Origin of the sequence: Achromobacter sp. HNDS-1, from assembly GCF_040084795.1 — a bacterium.
Classification (GTDB): domain Bacteria; phylum Pseudomonadota; class Gammaproteobacteria; order Burkholderiales; family Burkholderiaceae_B; genus Achromobacter; species Achromobacter ruhlandii.
On sequence record NZ_CP157584.1, the window covers coordinates 3,655,841 to 3,674,321 of the forward strand.

Here is an 18,481-nt window from a genome sequence, read left to right on the forward strand (position 1 = left end):
CGCCGCGCCCGGGGTGTGCGCGGCTTACTTGGCCGCGTCCACCATGTATTGCACGGCCGCGCGGATGTCGTCTTCCGAGGCGTTGGCCGCGCCGCCCTTGGGAGGCATCGGCGGCTTGCCCTGCATCGCGACCTTGACCATGGCGTCCATGCCGGTCTTGATGTACGGCTCCCAGGCGGCCTTGTCGCCGAACTTGGGAGCGTTGGCCACGCCGGTGGCGTGGCAGGCGAAACAGACGCTCTTGTAGAGCTTCTCGCCAGCGGGGTTGACCGCGGCGGCCTGTTGCGGCGCGGGCGCGGCGGCGGGAGCGGGAGCCGGCGCAGCGGCAGCGGGCGCGGCAGCAGCAGGAGCCGCGGCAGCCGGTGCGGCGGCGGGAGCGGCACCGGCGGGCGCGGCCGGCGCGGCGTCGGCTTCCTTCTTGGCGCCTTCTTCAGCGGGGGCGGCCGGCTCCGGCAGCGAGCCGCCGGATTTGTTGGCCATGTACACCACGGCGCGCGCAACCTCGAAATCGGACAGAGTCGGGTTGCCGCCCTTGGCGGGCATGCCGCCCTTGCCATGCAGGGCGACGTTCATCATCGCGTCGAAGCCGGACTTGATGAAGGGGGCCCACGCGGCGTTGTCGCCGACCTTGGGCGCGCCCGCCACGCCGGCGGTATGACAGGCCGTACAGACGGCCTGGAAGACCTGTTCGCCGGTCTTGAAGACCTTGGGCGCGTTGGCGTCGACCAGTTCGAATCCCGCGACGGGGGCGATGCGTTTCGTGACGGCTTCCGTGGACAGGGTATCCGAGCCGGCGCCGACCTTGGCGCCCGAGGCGACCATGTTCACCAGTAGGATGATGATGGCGATAGGCACCACGAAGGCCAGTATGACCGTGACGATCAGTTGCTTCGGGGTCTTGATGGGGGAGGAGTGCTCTTCTATGTGTTCCTGCTCGTTGCTCATGACCAAATCCTGCTAACGGGTACCGGGGCGCCTGGCGGCGGCAACAGAAAATCAGTACTGCACAAAGGGCGGCAAAAAGCAGACCGCCTTGCAAGCAAACGCTGGATTATATAACGGTGTCAGGGACGCGCGTCCAACGGACGGACGGGGTTTTCACGCAGTTTGCCCGGCGAATCGATCCACTTCATGCAGATTGCGCAAAACTAGGTACAATACCGCCTCCTTGCGCTGCGCCCGTAGTTCAATGGATAGAATGAGAGTTTCCGAAGCTCTTGATACAGGTTCGATTCCTGTCGGGCGCGCCATCAGATCAAGCACTTGCGTTTTTTCGGGTCCACTTCGGATCCAGGCTGCGCCCATCAGCGCGAGTGCTTCGCCTCTTTTTTGTTCCCTTCCTTGCCCCCCAAGTCTGGCGACAGCGCCGAATGCTCGGCGTGGCGGCAGCCTCTTTCGTCTTTTCCTGCTGGTCGGCTTCGCCATGAATCCACTTGCCGCGTGCGGAGCTCACAGGCGTCTGCAGGCGGGAGCCGTCGACCTCGCCCTCTGCGCCGACACCCTGCCCGCGGGGCTGCCGGCGACTCCCGTCGAATAACCCCGGCTGTCCGGTCTTTCCCGATTGACGCGGCATTGCCGCGTTCCGTATCCTGCCCGCACGACCGGCTTTCCGGCACAGTCCGTGGTTGCCTGGTTCATCCGCACGGGGCGAAACGTCGCAGCATGGATTCCAGAGCAAAGCGCTTGAACAGCATGACCCTGGATGGCGTGATCCACGACATCTACATGGCCGGACTCGGCGAACATGGCTGGGACGTGCCGCTGCACAGGATCCGGCGCCTGGCCGATGGACGCCTTGCCGTCCTCATGGCGTTGGACCAGACCTCGTTGCGCCCATCGGTGAATGTCGCGGCGGGCGACGATGACGCCTGGACGGTCACGTTCCAGCAAGCCTATGGCGGAGAGTTCTTCGCGCTCGACCCGGTGGTGCCGGTCGTGTCCGCGTGGCGGGCCGGACGCTGGTTCGAGGACACCAGGGCCTTTTCGCAACGCCAGCGCCAATCCCATCCCTATTACCAGGAGTTCCTGCGGCCGTATGGACTGGGCGGCCTGTCGGGGCTTTTCCTGCATCGCGGCGCGTTCGACAGCGCCTACCTGAGCCTGAGCGGCGCGACGGATTCACGCGGGCTGTCCGACGGACAGCGGCGCGCCATCGATACGCTCTACCCGCATGTCAGCCGCGCCCTGCGCCTGCGGGCGCGGGTGGGGCACCTGGAAACACGGCTGGCCATCGCCGAGTCCGTCCTGGACGGCATCGGAACGCCGTTGTTGATCCTGGACGAATACCGCCGGCTCGTCATGACGAACCGCGCGGCCGAGAGGTTGATGGCCGCCGAGCCCGAGCTGCGCATCGTCGATGGCCGCCTGGCTGTCCGGCATTGCGGCAGCGACGCCGAATGGCATGCGGCCTGCCTGGCCGGCGGCCTGCTGCTGCGCAAGCGTTGCGGTGCGCCCTTGCCGTTGGCGCTGACGCCGGTCCCGGAAGGATCGCGCCTCGCGGGCCTGGCGCCAGGGCGCCTGACGCTGATGAGCGGCGCGGCACTCGCCGCACCCGCCGCCAGGGCGCGGCGCCTGCGGTTGTTCCACGGCCTGACCCAGGCCGAGGCCGAGCTGGCCCTGCTGCTTTGCCGCGACGGCCTGTCGCCACGCGAATGCGCCGAGGCGCGGGGCGTGACGCTCGGAACGGTGCGGTTCCAACTGAAGGCGATCTACGCCAAGACCGGCGTCACGCGGGCCGCGCAGTTGAGCGCGCTGGTGCTGGGGGCGTAGGGCGTTCGGCCGCATCCCCCATCCTGGAGATGCGCACGCCGGTCGCTTGCGAATACTGTCTCCATCCGTCCGTCTTTCGCTGGAAGGCCTTATGCGCGCCCTGATCCGCAAGCTTCTGCTCCGTTCGTCCCTGGTCCTGCCCGGCCTGCTTGCCGCGCACTCCGCGCTGGCCGCATCCGCTTTTTGCGAGGCCCGCATCCAGCTGGCGCGGGTGGGCGATGGAATCGGCCGCGACCAGTACCAGTACTACCGGACGGCGGTCTTCCAGGTCGACCGCGCGGAGGGGGCCAGATTGAAGGCGCTCAATGCGCAGTGGATCGACTATCTCAAAAGTAGCGGTGTCTACCGCGAAGACAATGGCGAGCGCGACGGCAATCCGCACTCCTATTTTTGTCATATCGCGGGACTGGGTGAGGATAGCGATGAAGCCGAGTTGCGCTCCGAATACGAAAACCGCATCCGCACGCTGCGCCAGAACGGCTATCCGCCCCAGATCGTCCAGTGGGTGCCGGCGACATCACCATCGACCGCCACGGCCGGCGCCAAGGCGGACGCCGCGGTAAAGCCGGTGTGCGAAGCGGAGATCCGGCAGACGTACGGACCCGGCAACACCGCCGGCGCCACCGCTTCCATTGCCCGGCATGCCAGGCAGTTGAGCAGCGCCAACCTGGCCGAAGCGCGGGAAAGCCTGCGCCAATATGAGTCGCTCCAGACGGGAGGCGCGGGGGCGCCCATGGTGGCGTGCCTGAAGAGCGCCTGGGCGCGGCGGGTGGCACAGTTGTCCGGCACTGCGGCGGCGCCAGTCAAGCCGGCGGCCGGGGCGCCGGGGGCCACGTCTGGCGGCGCCGGGCCGGCCGCCGATACCAAGGGGCTCGCGTACGGGCCTAACCAGGGCGAGTGCCTGAAGCGGGGCATGACGTCCGAAGGCTACATCACCTACACCAACGTCTGCGGCGCATCCGTGACCGTGGGATATTGCAACGTCGTTCCGGCCAAGGGCGCCCATGATGGCACCGTGTGCCGGCCGCACGACAGCGAATTCTCGCGAACTGGAAAAACCTATGTCACGCAGGGCCTCGGCCTGGCGCCCGGGGCCACCCACCGGATGGCGTACCGATACGACACGCAGTCCACCTTCATCGTGGCCTGCGTGGGTGGCCAGCCCTTGATCGAGTCGTTCGACACGACCACGATCACCACGGGCAGCAAGGCTCGGACGGCGTGCTGGCGCTTTGCATCGCGCAAGCGATAGCGGGCGCGGCCCGTGCTGATTGTTGCCGCCAAGGCAACATCGTGGTCCCTTGTCAGGGCCTACCGCGGCCGGCGGGGCCGACCTACGATCTGGTCGTTGTTCCAGCGGGCGCGCTGTCCGGCGCCGCACGGGCTGGAGCTGTCCATCCACCGAGGAAGTCACCATGAGTCAACGCCTGAACGCTTTCGCCCAATCGCCCGAACTGTTCAAGAAATTCGTCGAATTCGGCATGCTGGTGCGGTCCGGGGCCATCGAGCCGTCGATCCTGTCCCTGGTCGAGATCCGCGCCTCGCAGATCAACGGCTGCGGCTTCTGCCTGGACATGCACGTGAAAGAAGCCAAGATCCATGGCGAGCGCGAACTGCGACTGCACCACGTCGCGATCTGGCGCGAGTCGACCGAGTTCTCGCCGCGTGAGCGCGCCTGCCTGGCATGGACCGAGGCGCTGACCACGCTGGGCGCGCACGGCGTGCCCGACGAGGTCTACGAGCGCGTGCGCACGCAACTGTCGGAAAAGGAGATATCCGACCTGAGTTTCGCCATCATGGCGATCAATGGCTGGAACCGCCTCAATGTGGGCTTTCGGACCGTGCCGGGTTCGGCCGACAAGGCCTATGGCCTGGACAAGGCCAAGTTCAACTGAGGAGGCGGCATGAAGATCCTGGTAATCGGTGGTACCGGCCTGATCGGCTCCAAACTCGTCCGGCTGCTCGTCGAGCGCGGCCATGAAGCGATCGCCGCCTCGCCCGCGACGGGCGTCAACACAATCACCGGCGAAGGGCTGGACGCCGCGCTGGCCGGCGTCGATACCGTGGTCGACGTGGCCAACTCGCCGTCGTTCGAGGACAAGGCCGTGCTGGAGTTCTTTCAGACCTCGGGGCGCAACCTGCTGGCCGCCGAGGCCCGCGCCGGTGTGCGCCATCATGTTGCGTTGTCGGTGGTGGGAACGCAGCGCCTGGCGGAAAGCGGCTATTTTCGCGGCAAGATCGCGCAGGAAGAACTGATCGAGGCGGCCGGCATTCCCTACACCATCGTGCACAGCACGCAGTTCTTCGAGTTCCTGAGCGGCATCGTGCAGTCGGGTGCCGAGGGCGACCGGGTACGGCTGTCGCCAGCCTACGTACAGCCGATTGCTTCCGACGACGTGGCGCTGGCCATGGCCGACGCCGCCCTGGCCGCGCCGGTCAATGGCATCGTGGAAATCGCCGGGCCCGAGCGCGTGCGCCTGGCCGAGCTGGCGCAGCGCTACCTGGCCCGCATCGGCGATCCGCGAAGCGTGCAGTCGGATGCGGGGGCGCGCTACTTTGGCGCCCGCCTTGATGACACGACGCTGGTGGCGGCCGCCGGCGCACGCCTGGGCGCGATCGACTTCGATACCTGGTTCGCGCGCTCGGGCGCGCGTCGGTAGCGGCAGGCCCGAAGACCGCCATGCGCAAGCCGCGGCCACCTTCGCAGGCGCTTCTGGACAAGTATCGCGGTCGGGATTTCCAACCCCTGTACGCCGCCAGCGTGACGGTGCGTGGCGGCGAGGCCGAGCATGGCCGCGCGTCCGGCATCGCCATGTCGGATGACGGCGAGCTGGCGGTCGAACTGCGGCTGCCAGTCGAGCTGGGTGGCGCGGGCGGGGGCACCAACCCTGAGCAGTTGTTCGCCGCCAGCTACGCGGCGTGTTTCCACGGCGCGCTGGCCTTGCTGGCCGGGCGCGCCGGCATTGCTGTCGCCGATGCCTCGGTGACGGTCACCATCGCGTTCGGCCGCGATCCGGTCGACGGCCTGTTCACGTTGAGCGCGGACGTCAACATCCATCTTCCCGGCGTCGACGAGGCGGTGGCCGCGGCGCTGGTGCGCGATACCGAGCGCCTGTGCCCCTACGCCAAGATGGCACGGGGCGGCATCGACAGCGTGGTTGCGCTGACGCAATGAGGGTCACGCGGCGCGCGGCGACAGGCTGTCGATGATCTGCAGGTCCATCGCGCGGATGCATTCGGTCATGTAGTCGATGAAGACGCGCATGCGCGTTGGCAGGTGCTGCCGGCTCAGGAAGCACAGGTAATGGCCGCGGTCGTCCGGCGCATATTGCTGCAAGCAAGACACCAGCCTGCCGGCGCGCAGGTGTTCACAGGCCTGGTAGCCGGCGATCTGCGCCAAACCGTGGCCATCCAACACCGACTGCAGCACCAGGTCAGCATCGTTGAACGTGAGCATGGCGGGCGGGGCCACTTTGCGCAGGTGCCCGTCGACCTTGAATTCCCACTCGTACACCCGGCCTGAAGCCAGGCGGAAGTTGACGCAGCGGTGGCGGCCGATGGCGTCGACGCTGTCCGGCAGGCCGTGGCGTGCCGCATAGTCCGGCGAAGCGCACAGCATCATCTGCATGGGGATCACCTTGCGGGCGATCACCTGGCTGTCTTCCATGCGGCCGTTGCGGAACGAGATGTCGACGCGGTCGGTGGTGAAGTCGGTGGGGCCGTCATCCAGCAGCAGTTCCACCGAAATTCCCGGATGGGCGGCGCGGAACGCCTGCAGCAGGGGCGCGACCACCTTGCGGCCGAAACCCACGGTAGAGCACACCCGTAACTGGCCGGCCGGCGGCCCCTCGCGCAGCTCGCGCATGTCGTCCAGGGCCCGCAAGATGCTCTCCACCCCGGGATGGCACTGTTCATAGAAGCGTTTGCCTTCGACGGTCAGCGAAGTGCTGCGGGTGGTACGCAGGAACAGGCGAATGCCCAACTGGTCTTCCAGCTTCTGGATGCTGCGGCTGACGGCTGAACGGCCGATGCCCAGGCGGTCGCCCGCCTTGGCGAAATTGCCCTCGGCGGCGACGGCGATGAAGGCCACCACGCCGGCATAGCTGGTGGCGAAACTGTCGGCCAGCGAATCCGGTGCGGCGCAGGGGGGGGAAGACGACGAGGCGGGAGAGGAGATCGACATGGTGGCGGCTCGGCGAGTGGGTGGGTCCTACCCTCCAAGACGCGGCGCCCGCCGGCTTTGTGACATCGTCCCTGAAAAAAATGCGCCAGCGGCCAACCCGCCGCGCGCCGGGGCAGGCGGTGGTATCGCCTACTGGATGGGAACCAGCGCGGGCGCGCCGGGGTTCTTGATCAGTACCACCAGAAAGCGGGCGGGCCGGGTCTGGCTCGCGTTGCGGCCCACCGTGTGGATATCGTCCGGGCCTTCGTAGTAGGTCTGGCCGGCATTCAGCGTGACCTCCCTGCCCCCCTTGACCTGCATGACGATGCTGCCTTCGAGCACGTAGACGAAGGCGGAGGCGTCATGGCGGTGGATGGGGTCGGCCGCGCCGGGCGGGTAGTCGACGGTGATCATCAGCGCTTCCTTGCCGGGGATGCCTGGCAACGCCTTGCTCATCAGTTCCGTGACGACCGGATCGGCCGCGCCGCCGGCATGCGGAGGATTGGGGGCGACGGCCTGCGCCAGCGGGCCCAGCAGCGACCCGCCGGCGAAGGCAAGGGTGATGGCGATTTTCTTGGGCTTTGACATGGCCTGTCCTCGATTCAATGGCGACAGGCGCATCGTAGGAGTGCCGCCCGCCCGGCGGTAGTACCCTGCGAGGGATCACCATGTTGCCCGCCACGCACCAACGCGGGCGCTCAGGCGTGGGCCAGCGCGGCGGCGATGCGTGCGAGTTTGTCGGGATTGCGCTGCACCAGCACGCGCGTCAGGCGTTCGCCGTCCGTCTCGTAGGACTGCACGGATTCGAGCTGGCCGTCGATGAAGCGCAGCAGGGTCCATTGCCCATTCACTTCGACCACCTCGGTGCGCAGCGCGTCGCGGTAGCGGCGCTTGCCCGCATAGAACAACTGCGCCAGCCGTTTTCCGCCCACCAGGCTGGCGAAGCTGCCGACCTTGCCGCCGCCATCGCCGATGAGTTCGGCGTCATCGCTCAACAGGGCATGCAGGCCATGGAAATCGCTGCGCTGCATGGCGTCGGCGAAGGCCAGCAGCAGGCGCCGCAGCGTGGCTCGCGGCACGGCCTCGCGCGGGGTGCCCTGGCGCAACTGCAAGCGGGCCCGGTGCACTAGCTGGCGGACCGCGGCCGGACGCTTGCCCAGGGTCTGCGCGATGTCTTCGTAGTCGGCGTCGAAGACATCGCGCATCAGGAAGGCGGCGCGGGCGTCCGGCGACAGGCGTTCCAGCATGAACAGGAACGCCACCGACACGTCGTCGGCGAGTTCGTGGATCTGCTCGGGCGTGGCGGGGGGCGGCGCCATCAACATGGGTTCGGGCAGCCACACGCCCACGTAGCGCGCGCGCTCGGCCTTGGCCAGGCGCAGACGGTCGATGGCTAGGCGAGTGGTGGTGGTTACCAGCCACGCCTCGGCGTTGTCCACGCTGGCGCGGTCGGTGCCGTGCCAGCGCAGCCAGGCATCCTGCACGACGTCTTCGGCCTCGGCCACTTCACCGAGCATGCGGTAGGCGATGGCATACAGGCGGGGGCGATGACGGTCGAACAGGGTCACCGAATCGATCATGGCGGGAAGGGGGGAGGGAAGGCAGGGTACGAACATTTTGCCGCAGCCGGCCGGGGCCGGACAAGCCGCGCGTCGCGCATATTGGTGCGCGCCACACAACAGCATGCTTCCCGCCGCGGGCCTACCGCCCGCGCCGGGCCATCCCTACGATGGCCGCACCTTTCCCCGTCAACTCGAGGTATTCATGAACGACTTGCACAACCCCGCCCGCAGCAGCCTGCCATCCCTCGGCGATTCCGCCGCCGACCTGGTCCCGTCTCGCTATGCGCTGCGGATCGGCGCGATCGATGCGCTGGTGGTCAGCGATGGCGTGCTGCCCTTGCCCACCGCGACCATGGCCACCAATGCGGAGCCGGCCGCGCTGGCCGGCTGGCTGGAACGCATGTTCATGCCGCCGGATGCGTTCGACTGGCCGTTGAATGTGATGGTGGCGCGCAGCGGCGGGCAGACCATTCTGATCGATGCGGGCCTGGGGGGCCAGTTCCCGGGCTTTCCGCGCGCTGGGCAGTTCCCGCAGCGGCTGCAAGCGGCTGGCATCGCGCTGGAGTCGGTGACGGACATCATCATCACCCATATGCACATGGATCACGTGGGCGGATTGCTAGTCGATGGCGTGAAGCAGCGCCTGCGGCCCGACGTGCGCATCCATGTGGCGGCGACGGAGGTCGCGTTCTGGACCGATCCGGACTTTTCGCACACGGTCATGCCGCGGCCGGTGCCCGACGTGCTCAGGTCCACCGCCACCCGCTTCCACAGCGAATACCGTGACCGGCTTTGCCTGTTCGAGGACCGGCGCGAGGTCGCGCCGGGCGTGGTCGTGCGCCTGACGGGCGGACACACGCCGGGGCACAGCGTGGTTGACCTGATTTCAGGCGATGAGCGCCTGACCTTTGCCGGCGATGCCATGTTTCCGGTCGGCTTCGACCATCCGGAGTGGCACAACGGCTTCGAGCATGATCCCGAGGAATCGGCGCACGTGCGCATCGGCCTGTTCCGGGAACTGGCCGCCAACCGCGGGTTGCTGGTGGCTGCACACCTGCCATTTCCCTCGGTCGGCCGGGTGGCCGTGGATGGCGATGCCTTCCGTTGGGTGCCCGTTATCTGGGACTATTGATCCTGTCCTTCATAGCACACCGCCATGACAGGCAGCGGCGCGAGGGAGATGTCCGGGCGGATGTCGGTCTCGCGCCACAACCAAGTCCGATTTCCGTTGATCTCCAGACTTTGCGGCAGTGCGAAAAAAGGCTGACATACAGCGTTCCTAGAATCCGTTCCGGTCATGCGCGGAAGTTGCCGCCTGGGCGGCGTGCCGATCCGCATGCGCATGTCTGTTCAATCAACGGGAATCTGTAATGAAAAAGACTCTGTTCGTCACCGCTCTGTTCGCCGCGCTGTCCGGTGTTGCACATGCTGAAACCTCGGTGACGCTGTACGGCCTGATCGATACCGGCATCGGTTTCCAGCGCATCAAGGGCAACGACGGCTACAAGGAATCGAAGGTTGGCATGTCCAACGGCCTGTCCAGCGGTTCGCGCTGGGGCCTGCGTGGCGCCGAAGACCTGGGCGATGGCCTGAGCGCCGTGTTCACGCTGGAAAGCGGCTTCAACTCGGCCAACGGCCAGTCGGGCCAGAGCAGCCGCCTGTTCGGCCGCCAGGCCACCGTTGGCCTGAAGGGTGATTCGTGGGGCCTGCTGGAATTCGGCCGCCAGACCAACATCGCCTCGAAGTACATCGCCGCGATCGATCCGTTCGGCGCCAGCTACGGCCAGGCCAACGTGGGTGCGGCCTTCGGCGCCGCCAACACGGTCCGCCACGACAACATGGTCATGTACCAGACCCCGTCGTTCAGCGGCTTCCAGTTCGGCCTGGGCTACTCGTTCAACGTGGCCGACACGACCGCCGCGCAAACCGGCTTCAAGACCGCCAACAACACCCGCGCCATCACCACCGGCCTGCGCTACGTCAACGGTCCGCTGAACCTGGCGCTGACGTATGACCAGCTGAACATGGCCAACCAGCTCGGCACCGACGAGAAGCCGAAGCAGTGGATCATTGGCGGTTCGTACGACTTCGAAGTGGTCAAGCTGGCGCTGGCCTACGGCCAGACGCGTGACGGCTGGTTCACCGGCCAGTCGCTCAACAACTTCAGCAGCGCCGCCAACCCGTCGGGCAAGAGCTTCAGCTCCAACGTCGTGGCCAAGGACTTCAAGTCGAATTCGTACCTGGTCGGCCTGTCGGCTCCGGTCGGTGGCGCGGGCAGCATCCTGGCCTCGTGGCAGCGTGCCGACGCCAACAACACTTCGTTGACCGGCGACGACGCGACCATGAACATCTACAGCCTGGGCTACACCTACAACCTGTCCAAGCGCACCAACCTGTACGCGCTGGGTTCGTACGCCACGAACTTCGCGTTCGTCGACGGCCTGAAGAGCACCGTCGGCATGGTCGGCGTGCGTCACCGCTTCTAAGCGGCGATTCGCCTCGTCCGGCGGCGCGCGCGGGTTGCGCGTCGCCGGACGCCGCGGTTGCAGTGAGCGGACTGGGCGTCTTACCCGGCCACAGACGCGAAAAAAGCGGCCACCTCCCTAGCTCCACTCTCAGTCCGCTCACCCCAACCCTGTGTGGGATGAGCTCCCCGAAGCGGCATGCGCGCCGCCGGCATGCAGATGCCGGCGGCGTTTTGCTTTGCGCGCGGCGGTCAGTCGTCGAGCGACGGCACCGTGCCGATCTGCGCGAGGATGCGCGGCGATTCCATGTCGCCGGTTTCCTTGTCGATCATGACTTCGTAGGCGGCGACGCCGGCGAACTTGCCGGCCATGGAGTTGGCGATGCGGATGGCGCCGAACTCGCTGCTGGCGGGCCGGATTTCGCCGGGGGCCACGCCATTGGCGGCGGCGCGGTAGGGAACGACGATGTATTGGACGACGTGGGTCTGGGCGATTTGAGCGGCTTCGGACACAGGAGTCTCCTGGAAGACGTTTTTCGGGCGAGCGCAATGTAGCACGTCGCACTGTGTTTTTGTACAGTATTTTCGGATTCGTCGCTGGTTTTTTTCCAGGCGGATGACGGGCCCCAGGAAAACCCCTAGCGCGCAATCATTGCCCGATTCGGCCGCCACCTCTAATATTTTCGAAAATCTTTTGATTTTTATAAAAAGAGGCAAGGGATGGAAGCGAACAGGTACGACGCCTATCGGGAAGACACCGCTGGCCGCGCCAACGTGGCGGATTCGCCGGAGCGCATCGCCTATTACCAGGATCTGGCCCGGCTCGAGACCGGCGCGCTCTGGACGGTGGCCAACAAGATCGAGCCCTGGGCGCCGCGCTCGGCCTCGGTACCGGTGGTCTGGCGCTACCAGGAACTGCGCGGCCACGTGCTGCGCTCGGCCGAGCTGGTGTCGCCCGAGGAAGCGGGCCGCCGCGTGATCTACCTGAACAACCCGGGCCGGCGCGACGTCGCCGCCGCGGTCGGCTGGCTGTATTCGGGCCTGCAGGTGATGCGGCCGGGCGAGCTGGCGTCGGCGCACAAGCATTCGCATTCGGCGCTGCGCTTCATCATGGAAGGCAAGGGCGCGTTCACGGTGGTGGACGGCCACAAGATGACGCTGGGCGCGAACGACTTCGTGCTCACGCCCAATGGCACCTGGCACGAGCACGGCGTGGCCGAGGATGGCACCACCTGCATCTGGCAGGACGGCCTGGACATTCCGCTGGTCAACGCGTTCGAGGCCGGCTTCTACGCCGTGCATCCCGACCTGAACCAGACCGTGACGCACCCGGTGGACGACACCAGCGCGCTGTGGGGCAGCGCGGCGCTGCGGCCGCAGACGACGGGCTGGACCAAGCCGTATTCGCCGCTGTTCAAGTACGAATGGGAACCCACCTACGAGGCGCTGCGCCGCCACGCGCGGGTGTCGGCGGGCAGCCCCTATGACGGCATCCTGATGGAGTACGTCAACCCGGCCACCGGCGGCCCGGTCATGCCGACCATCGGCGCCAGCATGCAGCTGCTGCGCCCGGGCGAGCACACCAAGGCCCACCGCCACACCGGCAGCTTTCTCTACCAGGTGGCCAAGGGCAGCGGCTTTTCGGTCATCGACGGCAAGCGCTACGACTGGACCGAGCGCGACATCTTCTGTGTGCCGTCGTGGGCCGTGCACGAGCACGCCAACCTGTCGTCCAGCGACGACGCGTGCCTGTTCTGCTTCAACGACCTGCCGGTGATGCGATCGCTGGCGCTCTACCGCGAGGAAGCGGTCAAGGACAACGACGGCCACCAGCAACTGATCTAGCGGCTGGCGCCAACCCCCACTGAATTTTCATCCGCCGCCCGGCGCAGGCCGGGCGCCTGTCTCAACTCGTCTTGAATTTCCTGGAGTTCCTATGCGCTTGGTAACTTTTCGCGCCCATCCCACCGCCGCCGCCCGCCTGGGCGCGCTGGCCGAAGGCTATGTGATCGACCTGGCCCTGCTGGGGCAGGCCGGCGGCGTGGCGCTGCCGGACGACATGCTGGCCTTCATTGACCTGGGCCCGGTGGCCGTGGCGCAGGCCTCGAAGCTGATGGAGTCGTACCGCGGCGCCTGGCCCGTGGGCACCGCGCTGCCGCAGGAGAACGTCAAGCTGCTGGCGCCGATTCCGCGTCCGCGCAAGAACATCTTCGGCATCGGCCTGAACTACGTCGAGCACGTGGCCGAGTCGAGCCGCACGCTCGATACCTCGGCCGACCTGCCCAAGCAGCCGGTGATCTTCTCCAAGCCGCCCACCACCGTGATCGGCCCGGGCGACGCCATCGAGCACAACGCCAAGATCACCCAACAGCTGGACTGGGAAGTCGAGCTGGCGGTGATCATGGGCCGCCGCGCCACGCGCGTGGCCGAGGCCGACGCGCTGTCGTATGTGTTCGGTTACAGCGTGATGCTGGACATGAGCGCGCGCGACTGCCGCCGCGCCGGCCAGTGGATCTATTCCAAGGGCCAGGATACCTACGCGCCGTTCGGCCCCTGCATCGTCACGGCCGACGAGATTCCCGATCCGCAGGTGCTGGATCTGTGGCTGACGGTCAACGGCGAGAAGAAGCAGGGCTCGAACACGCGCCACATGCTGTTCAAGGTGCCCTTCCTGATCTCGGACATCAGCGCCGGCATCACGCTGGAGCCGGGCGACATCATCGCCACCGGCACGCCCGAGGGCGTGGGCGCGGGCCGCAAGCCGCAGGAGTGGCTGTGGCCGGGCGACGTGGTGGTGGCGTGCGTGGAAGGCATCGGCACGCTGCGGCATCCGGTGGTGGCGGTCTAGGCGAAATTCCAGCGCCCGCCACGAGACGGCGGGCGCGGCGGTCTCCAAGGGGAAAACAATGATCAAGCAAACCATGTTGGCGGCGGGCCTGGCCTGGACGCTGGGGGGCATCGCGCACGCCGCGGAGCCAGTCAAGATCGGCTTCATCGCCACGCTGTCGACGCCGGCCGGCTACATCGGCGAGGACGAGCGCGACGCCTTCAATCTGGCGATCAAGCAGGGCGGCGGCAAGCTGGGCGGGGTGCCGGTGCAGTTGGTGATCGAGGACGATGGCCTCAAGCCGGCCAACGCCAAGCAGGCGGCCGACCGCATGCTGCAGTCGGGCGTCAAGCTGTTCACCGGCGTGAACTTTTCGAATGTGCTGGCGGCGGTGGCGCCGGGCGTGGTCAAGTCGGGCGCGTTCTACGTCAGCCTGAACCCCGGCCCGTCGAGCTTTGCCGGCGAGAAGTGCGACCCGAACTATTTCGTGGCCTCGTACCAGAACGATGCCTTCCACACGGCGGGCGGCGTGGCCGCCAATGAGCTGGGCTACAAGCGCGTGGCGCTGCTGGCGCCGAACTACCAGGCCGGGCGCGACGCCATCGAGGGTTTCAAGCGCACCTACAAGGGCGAGGTGGTGGCCGAGATCTACACCAAGCTGGACCAGTCGGACTTCTCGGTCGAGCTGGCGCGGGTGCGGTCGCTGGCGCCCGATGCCGTCTACCAGTTCCATCCGGGCGGCACCGGCATCAACTTCGTCAAGCAATACGCCGCGGCCGGCCTGAACAAGACCGTGCCGATGCTGATGCCGAGCTTCTCGATGGATGCGCGCATGATCAAGGCCACCGGCGACGCGGCGCAGGGCGCTTACATCACCGGCATCTGGTCGCAGGACTTCGACAATCCGCAGTCCAAAGCCTTCGTGCAGGCGTTCAAGGAAGCCTATGGCCGCGTGCCCACCGATTACGCGATGCAGGCCTATGACACGGCGCAGCTGATCGGCGTCGGCCTGAAGGCCACCGGCGGCGACCTGTCGCGCCAGGCCGAGTTCCGCGCCGCGCTGCGCAAGCCCGAGTTCGCCTCGCTGCGCGGCAAGTTCAGCATGAACACCAACCAGCATCCGGTGCAGGACCTGTACCTGATGCGCATCGAGAAGGACGCCGACGGCGGCCTGTCGCCGCGCCTGGTGCGCAAGCTGGTGTCCGATGACAAGGACGCCTACGCCCAATTCTGCAAGATGCCGTCATGACATTGCTCTTCGAACAGTTGCTCAACGGGCTGCAGTTCGGCGCGATGCTGTTCCTGCTCGCCGCCGGGCTGACCCTGATCTTCGGGATCATGGGCGTGGTGAACCTGACCCACGGCTCCTTCTACATGGTGGGCGCATATTGCGCGGCCTATGCCATCGGCACCACCGGCTCGTTCCTGGCGGGCGTGCTGGCGGCGTTGCTGGGGGCGGGGCTGTACGGCCTGTCGGTGGAGGTGCTGGTGATCCGCAAGCTGTACAAGCGCGACCACCTGTACCAGGTGCTGGCCACCTTCGGCCTGCTGCTGTTCTCGAACGAGGCGGTCAGCCTGATCTTCGGCCGGCGGCCGCCGCTGGTGGGCATCCCGTCGTTCCTGGAAGGCGCGGTGACGCTGGCGCCGGGGTTCCAGTATCCGCTGATCCGGCTGTCGTTCATCGCGGTCGGCGCGCTGGTGGCGGTGGGGCTGTGGTGGCTGGTGAACCGCACCCGCATCGGCATGCTGATCCGCGCCGGCGCCGACGACCGTGAAATGGTCGATGCGCTGGGCGTGGATATCAAGAAGCTCTACACCCTGGTGTTCGGCCTGGGCGCGCTGCTGTGCGGACTGGCGGGCGTGATGGCGGCGCCGCTGCTGGCCGTCGAGATCGGCATGGGCGAGCGCATCCTGATCACCACCTTCGTGGTCATCGTGATCGGCGGCGTGGGCTCGGTGCGCGGCGCGCTGGCGGGGGCGCTGCTGGTCGGCATGGTCGACAGCATGGGGCGGGCCTTCCTGCCACAGCTGCTGGGCGCGGTGTTCTCGCCGGCCACGGCGGATCCGCTGGCGGCGGGCCTGGCCTCGGCCAGTATCTATGTGTTGATGGCGATCGTGCTGATCGCCAAGCCGGGCGGGCTGTTCCCGGCGCGAGGATGATGATGGCAAAGACACTTTCGAATCGTGCGCGCTGGGGGCTGGCCGGGCTGATCCTGCTGCTGGCGCTGCCGGGCGCGGCGGCGGCCACCGACACGCCGTTCCTGATCGGCGTGGTGACGCGCTTCCTGATCTACGGCCTGGCCGCGGTCAGCCTGGACCTGGTGATCGGCTACGGCGCCATGGTCAGCTTCGGCCACGCGATGTTCTTCGGGCTGGGCGGCTATGCGGTGGGCATCATCGCCTTCCACACCACCGAAGCCGGGCCGCTGTTCGGCTGGGCCGGCAGCAACGCCGCGCTGGTGGTGTGGCCGATCGCGCTGGCGGTGTGCGCGCTGGCGGGCTGGCTGTTCGGCTACCTGGCGCTGCGCACGCGCGGTGTGCAGTTCATCATGATCACACTGGCGTTCGGGCAGATGGTGTACTTCATCCTGGTGTCGCTGCAGTTCTATGGCGGCGACGACGGGCTGATGATCTCGCAGCGCAACGTGCTGCCGGGCCTGAACCTGGAGAACCCGCTGACGTTCTACTACGTCTGCCTGGCGCTGCTGACCCTCTGGACGCTGCTGTGCATCCGCGTTACCAACTCGCGCTTCGGCATGGTGCTGCAGGCGCTGCGCCAGAGCGAACGGCGCGCCATCAACCTGGGCGTGGCGCCCACGCCCTACCGCCTGAGCGCTTTCGTGCTGTCGGCGGTGGGCACCGGGCTGGCCGGCGTGCTGTGGGCCAACTATGCCGGGCTGGTGACGCCGGACATGGCGGCCTGGACCAAGTCGGGCGAGCTGATGGCCATCGTCATCCTCGGCGGCGTCGGCACGCTGCTGGGCCCGATCGCGGGGGCGGCGGTGTTCCTGGGGCTGGAGCAGATGTTGTCGTCGCTGACCGAGCATTGGCTGCTGTACATGGGGCCGGTGCTGGTGCTGGTGGTGCTGTGGGGACAGAAGGGCCTGTTCGGCCGCCTCCTGGAGACGCGCCATGCGGATTGAGACCACCCCCGGAGCGCTGCGCGCTTCCCCCTCAAGGGTGCATGCCGGCGGACCGGTGGAGCCGGATCCGCGGCATTCCGATGAGGCATCGACAGTGGGGACGACTGATATGCAGACGCTGTTGCGTCTATCCGGGCTGCGCAAGGCCTTCGACGCGGTCGTCGCCACCAACGGCGTCGACCTGGACGTGCGCGCCGGCGAGATCCACGCCATCATCGGCCCGAATGGCGCCGGCAAGTCGACGCTGATCGCGCAGATCTGCGGCGAGATCCGGCCCGACTCGGGCACCATCGAACTGGACGGACGCGACGTGACGGCGCTGCGCGCCTTCGAGCGCGCCCGGCTGGGGCTGGGCCGCTCGTTCCAGATCACCGAGCTGTGCCAGGAATACACCGCGCTCGAAAACGTCATCCTGTCCAGCATGCTCAAGGGCGGCCGCGCCTTTGGCGCCTGGTCCGATCCGCGCCGCGACGCCGGCCTGAAGGCGCAGGCGATGCAATGGCTGACCCATGTCGGCCTGGCGGACCGGCGCCACGTGCGCACCGCCGATCTGGCGCACGGCGAGAAGCGCCAGCTGGAACTGGCGGTGGCCCTGGCGCGCTCGCCGCGCCTGTTGCTGCTGGACGAGCCCATGGCCGGCATGGGGCCGGAGGAATCGGCGCGCATGACGCGCCTGCTGCTGGGCATGAAGGGCGACTACGGCATCCTGCTGGTGGAGCACGACATGGACGCGGTGTTCGCGCTGGCCGACCGCATCAGCGTGCTGGTCTACGGCAAGGTGGTGTTCAGCGGCGCGCCCGACGAGGTGCGGCGCCATCCGGAAGTGCGCGCCGCCTACCTGGGAGAAGAACATGTTGAAGGTTGAGGGCCTGACCGGCGGCTACGGGTCGAGCAAGGTGCTGTTCGGCATGGCCTTCGAGGCCGCCGAGGGCGAGGTGATCTCGCTGATCGGCCGCAACGGCATGGGCAAGACCACCACCATCAAGACGCTGATGGGCATGCTGCCGGCCACCGGCGGGCAGGTCCGGTTCCGCGGCCAGACGCTGTCGCGGCCCGCGCCCAGCGCGGTGGCGCGGCTGGGCGTGGGACTGGTGCCGGAAGGGCGGCGCGTGTTCGGCTCGCTGACGGTGGAGGAGAACCTGGTGGCGACCTCGCGCGCCGCGCCTGGCGGCTGGGACCTGGCGCGGGTCTACGCGCTGTTCCCGCGCCTGAAGGAGCGCCGCGCGCAGTCGTCGCGCACGCTGTCGGGCGGCGAGCAGCAGATGCTGGTGGTCGGCCGCGCGCTCATGACCAATCCCAAGCTGCTGATCCTGGACGAGGCCACCGAAGGGCTGGCCCCACTGATCCGCCAGGAAATCTGGCGTTGCCTGCGGGCGCTGAAGGCCGAGGGCCAGACCATCCTGGTGATCGACAAGAACCTGCCCGAGATGGCGACGCTGGTGGACCGTCACTACATCGTCGACAAGGGCCGCGTGGCCTGGTCGGGCGCGCCCGCGGAACTGTCCGCGCAGCCCGACCTGGCGCAACGCTATCTCGGCATCTGACCGCAATAGG

19 protein-coding genes and 1 tRNA gene are annotated in these 18,481 nt (G+C 67.4%); 15 read left to right on the plus strand and 5 right to left on the minus strand.

Going from position 1 to position 18,481, the window contains the following annotated elements; genetic code table 11:
• Positions 1 to 24: 24 nt before the first annotated feature.
• The gene (locus ABFG95_RS16945; RefSeq protein WP_278993192.1) at positions 25 to 945 is read right to left on the minus strand and encodes a c-type cytochrome; all 921 of its coding nucleotides are present in this window, start codon (positions 943 to 945) and stop codon (positions 25 to 27) included.
• Between the two features lie 230 nt (positions 946 to 1,175).
• Between ABFG95_RS16945 and ABFG95_RS16950 the strand changes: the two genes are divergently transcribed.
• The 6 genes from ABFG95_RS16950 to ABFG95_RS16975 all read left to right on the plus strand — a co-directional run bounded on the left by ABFG95_RS16950 (position 1,176) and on the right by ABFG95_RS16975 (position 5,944).
• Positions 1,176 to 1,250 (plus strand) — tRNA-Arg (locus ABFG95_RS16950).
• 442 nt (positions 1,251 to 1,692) lie between these two features.
• Positions 1,693 to 2,769 carry a helix-turn-helix transcriptional regulator gene (locus tag ABFG95_RS16955; RefSeq protein WP_278993196.1) on the plus strand — a complete coding sequence of 359 codons (1,077 nt, stop codon included), beginning with the start codon at positions 1,693 to 1,695 and terminating at the stop codon, positions 2,767 to 2,769.
• A 91-nt stretch (positions 2,770 to 2,860) separates the two neighbouring features.
• Positions 2,861 to 4,021: a hypothetical protein gene (locus ABFG95_RS16960; RefSeq protein WP_278993190.1), complete on the plus strand. Its 1,161-nt coding sequence runs from the start codon at positions 2,861 to 2,863 to the stop codon at positions 4,019 to 4,021.
• Between the two features lie 163 nt (positions 4,022 to 4,184).
• Positions 4,185 to 4,664, plus strand: a complete 480-nt coding sequence (locus ABFG95_RS16965) for a carboxymuconolactone decarboxylase family protein (RefSeq protein WP_054418918.1) — start codon at positions 4,185 to 4,187, stop codon at positions 4,662 to 4,664.
• Positions 4,665 to 4,673: 9 nt separating this feature from the next.
• Positions 4,674 to 5,429, plus strand: a complete 756-nt coding sequence (locus tag ABFG95_RS16970; protein ID WP_238909778.1) for an SDR family oxidoreductase — start codon at positions 4,674 to 4,676, stop codon at positions 5,427 to 5,429.
• Between the two features lie 20 nt (positions 5,430 to 5,449).
• Complete coding sequence (locus ABFG95_RS16975) at positions 5,450 to 5,944, plus strand: Ohr family peroxiredoxin (protein ID WP_054418922.1); 495 nt, start codon at positions 5,450 to 5,452, stop codon at positions 5,942 to 5,944.
• 3 nt (positions 5,945 to 5,947) lie between these two features.
• On the opposite strand, the gene ABFG95_RS16980 is transcribed toward ABFG95_RS16975, so the two are convergent.
• The 3 genes from ABFG95_RS16980 to sigJ all read right to left on the minus strand — a co-directional run bounded on the left by ABFG95_RS16980 (position 5,948) and on the right by sigJ (position 8,511).
• On the minus strand, positions 5,948 to 6,952 hold the full coding sequence (locus ABFG95_RS16980) for a LysR family transcriptional regulator (RefSeq protein ID WP_348994802.1): 1,005 nt from the start codon (positions 6,950 to 6,952) through the stop codon (positions 5,948 to 5,950).
• Positions 6,953 to 7,081: 129 nt separating this feature from the next.
• On the minus strand, positions 7,082 to 7,519 hold the full coding sequence (locus tag ABFG95_RS16985) for a cupin domain-containing protein (protein WP_063584579.1): 438 nt from the start codon (positions 7,517 to 7,519) through the stop codon (positions 7,082 to 7,084).
• Between the two features lie 110 nt (positions 7,520 to 7,629).
• Positions 7,630 to 8,511, minus strand: coding sequence for an RNA polymerase sigma factor SigJ (gene sigJ, locus ABFG95_RS16990; RefSeq protein ID WP_278993188.1), 882 nt, complete (start codon positions 8,509 to 8,511; stop codon positions 7,630 to 7,632).
• Between the two features lie 184 nt (positions 8,512 to 8,695).
• Here sigJ and ABFG95_RS16995 point away from each other — a divergent pair, with 184 nt between their 5' ends.
• Together ABFG95_RS16995 and ABFG95_RS17000 are read left to right on the plus strand one after the other, a co-directional pair.
• Positions 8,696 to 9,625 (plus strand): MBL fold metallo-hydrolase, encoded by a 930-nt coding sequence (locus ABFG95_RS16995; RefSeq protein ID WP_278993186.1) that lies wholly within the window; start codon positions 8,696 to 8,698, stop codon positions 9,623 to 9,625.
• A gap of 238 nt (positions 9,626 to 9,863) precedes the next feature.
• Positions 9,864 to 10,979 carry a porin gene (locus ABFG95_RS17000; protein ID WP_100503886.1) on the plus strand — a complete coding sequence of 372 codons (1,116 nt, stop codon included), beginning with the start codon at positions 9,864 to 9,866 and terminating at the stop codon, positions 10,977 to 10,979.
• Between the two features lie 230 nt (positions 10,980 to 11,209).
• On the opposite strand, the gene ABFG95_RS17005 is transcribed toward ABFG95_RS17000, so the two are convergent.
• On the minus strand, positions 11,210 to 11,470 hold the full coding sequence (locus tag ABFG95_RS17005) for a hypothetical protein (protein ID WP_049070880.1): 261 nt from the start codon (positions 11,468 to 11,470) through the stop codon (positions 11,210 to 11,212).
• Between the two features lie 207 nt (positions 11,471 to 11,677).
• Between ABFG95_RS17005 and ABFG95_RS17010 the strand changes: the two genes are divergently transcribed.
• The 7 genes from ABFG95_RS17010 to ABFG95_RS17040 all read left to right on the plus strand — a co-directional run bounded on the left by ABFG95_RS17010 (position 11,678) and on the right by ABFG95_RS17040 (position 18,471).
• Positions 11,678 to 12,802 (plus strand): cupin domain-containing protein, encoded by a 1,125-nt coding sequence (locus ABFG95_RS17010; protein WP_049070881.1) that lies wholly within the window; start codon positions 11,678 to 11,680, stop codon positions 12,800 to 12,802.
• A 91-nt stretch (positions 12,803 to 12,893) separates the two neighbouring features.
• Positions 12,894 to 13,805 carry a fumarylacetoacetate hydrolase family protein gene (locus ABFG95_RS17015; RefSeq protein WP_020925409.1) on the plus strand — a complete coding sequence of 304 codons (912 nt, stop codon included), beginning with the start codon at positions 12,894 to 12,896 and terminating at the stop codon, positions 13,803 to 13,805.
• 58 nt (positions 13,806 to 13,863) lie between these two features.
• A complete protein-coding gene (locus ABFG95_RS17020; protein WP_063579951.1) occupies positions 13,864 to 15,033 on the plus strand; it encodes an ABC transporter substrate-binding protein in 1,170 nt (389 codons plus the stop codon).
• Positions 15,030 to 15,944 carry a branched-chain amino acid ABC transporter permease gene (locus tag ABFG95_RS17025; protein WP_006392582.1) on the plus strand — a complete coding sequence of 305 codons (915 nt, stop codon included), beginning with the start codon at positions 15,030 to 15,032 and terminating at the stop codon, positions 15,942 to 15,944. The genes ABFG95_RS17020 and ABFG95_RS17025 overlap by 4 nt, the downstream gene beginning before the upstream one ends.
• Positions 15,941 to 16,927 (plus strand): branched-chain amino acid ABC transporter permease, encoded by a 987-nt coding sequence (locus ABFG95_RS17030; RefSeq protein WP_049070885.1) that lies wholly within the window; start codon positions 15,941 to 15,943, stop codon positions 16,925 to 16,927. Before ABFG95_RS17025 ends, ABFG95_RS17030 begins: the two co-directional genes overlap by 4 nt.
• 109 nt (positions 16,928 to 17,036) lie before the next feature.
• Positions 17,037 to 17,792 (plus strand): ABC transporter ATP-binding protein, encoded by a 756-nt coding sequence (locus tag ABFG95_RS17035; protein WP_049070886.1) that lies wholly within the window; start codon positions 17,037 to 17,039, stop codon positions 17,790 to 17,792.
• Positions 17,779 to 18,471, plus strand: coding sequence for an ABC transporter ATP-binding protein (locus tag ABFG95_RS17040; protein WP_278990634.1), 693 nt, complete (start codon positions 17,779 to 17,781; stop codon positions 18,469 to 18,471). Before ABFG95_RS17035 ends, ABFG95_RS17040 begins: the two co-directional genes overlap by 14 nt.
• Positions 18,472 to 18,481 lie beyond the last annotated feature (10 nt).

Excerpts from the sequence above, each read along its gene's own strand:
- ABFG95_RS16985 (WP_063584579.1), bottom strand. The coding sequence starts at position 7,519 with ATGTCAAAGCCCAAGAAAATCGCCATCACCCTTGCCTTCGCCGGCGGG.
- ABFG95_RS17030 (WP_049070885.1), top strand. The coding sequence starts at position 15,941 with ATGATGATGGCAAAGACACTTTCGAATCGTGCGCGCTGGGGGCTGGCC.
- ABFG95_RS16945 (WP_278993192.1), bottom strand. The coding sequence starts at position 945 with ATGAGCAACGAGCAGGAACACATAGAAGAGCACTCCTCCCCCATCAAG.
- ABFG95_RS16995 (WP_278993186.1), top strand. The coding sequence starts at position 8,696 with ATGAACGACTTGCACAACCCCGCCCGCAGCAGCCTGCCATCCCTCGGC.
- ABFG95_RS16980 (WP_348994802.1), bottom strand. The coding sequence starts at position 6,952 with ATGTCGATCTCCTCTCCCGCCTCGTCGTCTTCCCCCCCCTGCGCCGCA.
- ABFG95_RS16975 (WP_054418922.1), top strand. The coding sequence starts at position 5,450 with ATGCGCAAGCCGCGGCCACCTTCGCAGGCGCTTCTGGACAAGTATCGC.
- ABFG95_RS17035 (WP_049070886.1), top strand. The coding sequence starts at position 17,037 with ATGCAGACGCTGTTGCGTCTATCCGGGCTGCGCAAGGCCTTCGACGCG.
- ABFG95_RS17025 (WP_006392582.1), top strand. The coding sequence starts at position 15,030 with ATGACATTGCTCTTCGAACAGTTGCTCAACGGGCTGCAGTTCGGCGCG.
- ABFG95_RS16965 (WP_054418918.1), top strand. The coding sequence starts at position 4,185 with ATGAGTCAACGCCTGAACGCTTTCGCCCAATCGCCCGAACTGTTCAAG.
- ABFG95_RS17015 (WP_020925409.1), top strand. The coding sequence starts at position 12,894 with ATGCGCTTGGTAACTTTTCGCGCCCATCCCACCGCCGCCGCCCGCCTG.
- ABFG95_RS17040 (WP_278990634.1), top strand. The coding sequence starts at position 17,779 with ATGTTGAAGGTTGAGGGCCTGACCGGCGGCTACGGGTCGAGCAAGGTG.
- ABFG95_RS16955 (WP_278993196.1), top strand. The coding sequence starts at position 1,693 with ATGACCCTGGATGGCGTGATCCACGACATCTACATGGCCGGACTCGGC.
- ABFG95_RS17000 (WP_100503886.1), top strand. The coding sequence starts at position 9,864 with ATGAAAAAGACTCTGTTCGTCACCGCTCTGTTCGCCGCGCTGTCCGGT.
- ABFG95_RS16970 (WP_238909778.1), top strand. The coding sequence starts at position 4,674 with ATGAAGATCCTGGTAATCGGTGGTACCGGCCTGATCGGCTCCAAACTC.
- ABFG95_RS17020 (WP_063579951.1), top strand. The coding sequence starts at position 13,864 with ATGATCAAGCAAACCATGTTGGCGGCGGGCCTGGCCTGGACGCTGGGG.
- ABFG95_RS16960 (WP_278993190.1), top strand. The coding sequence starts at position 2,861 with ATGCGCGCCCTGATCCGCAAGCTTCTGCTCCGTTCGTCCCTGGTCCTG.
- ABFG95_RS17010 (WP_049070881.1), top strand. The coding sequence starts at position 11,678 with ATGGAAGCGAACAGGTACGACGCCTATCGGGAAGACACCGCTGGCCGC.
- sigJ (WP_278993188.1), bottom strand. The coding sequence starts at position 8,511 with ATGATCGATTCGGTGACCCTGTTCGACCGTCATCGCCCCCGCCTGTAT.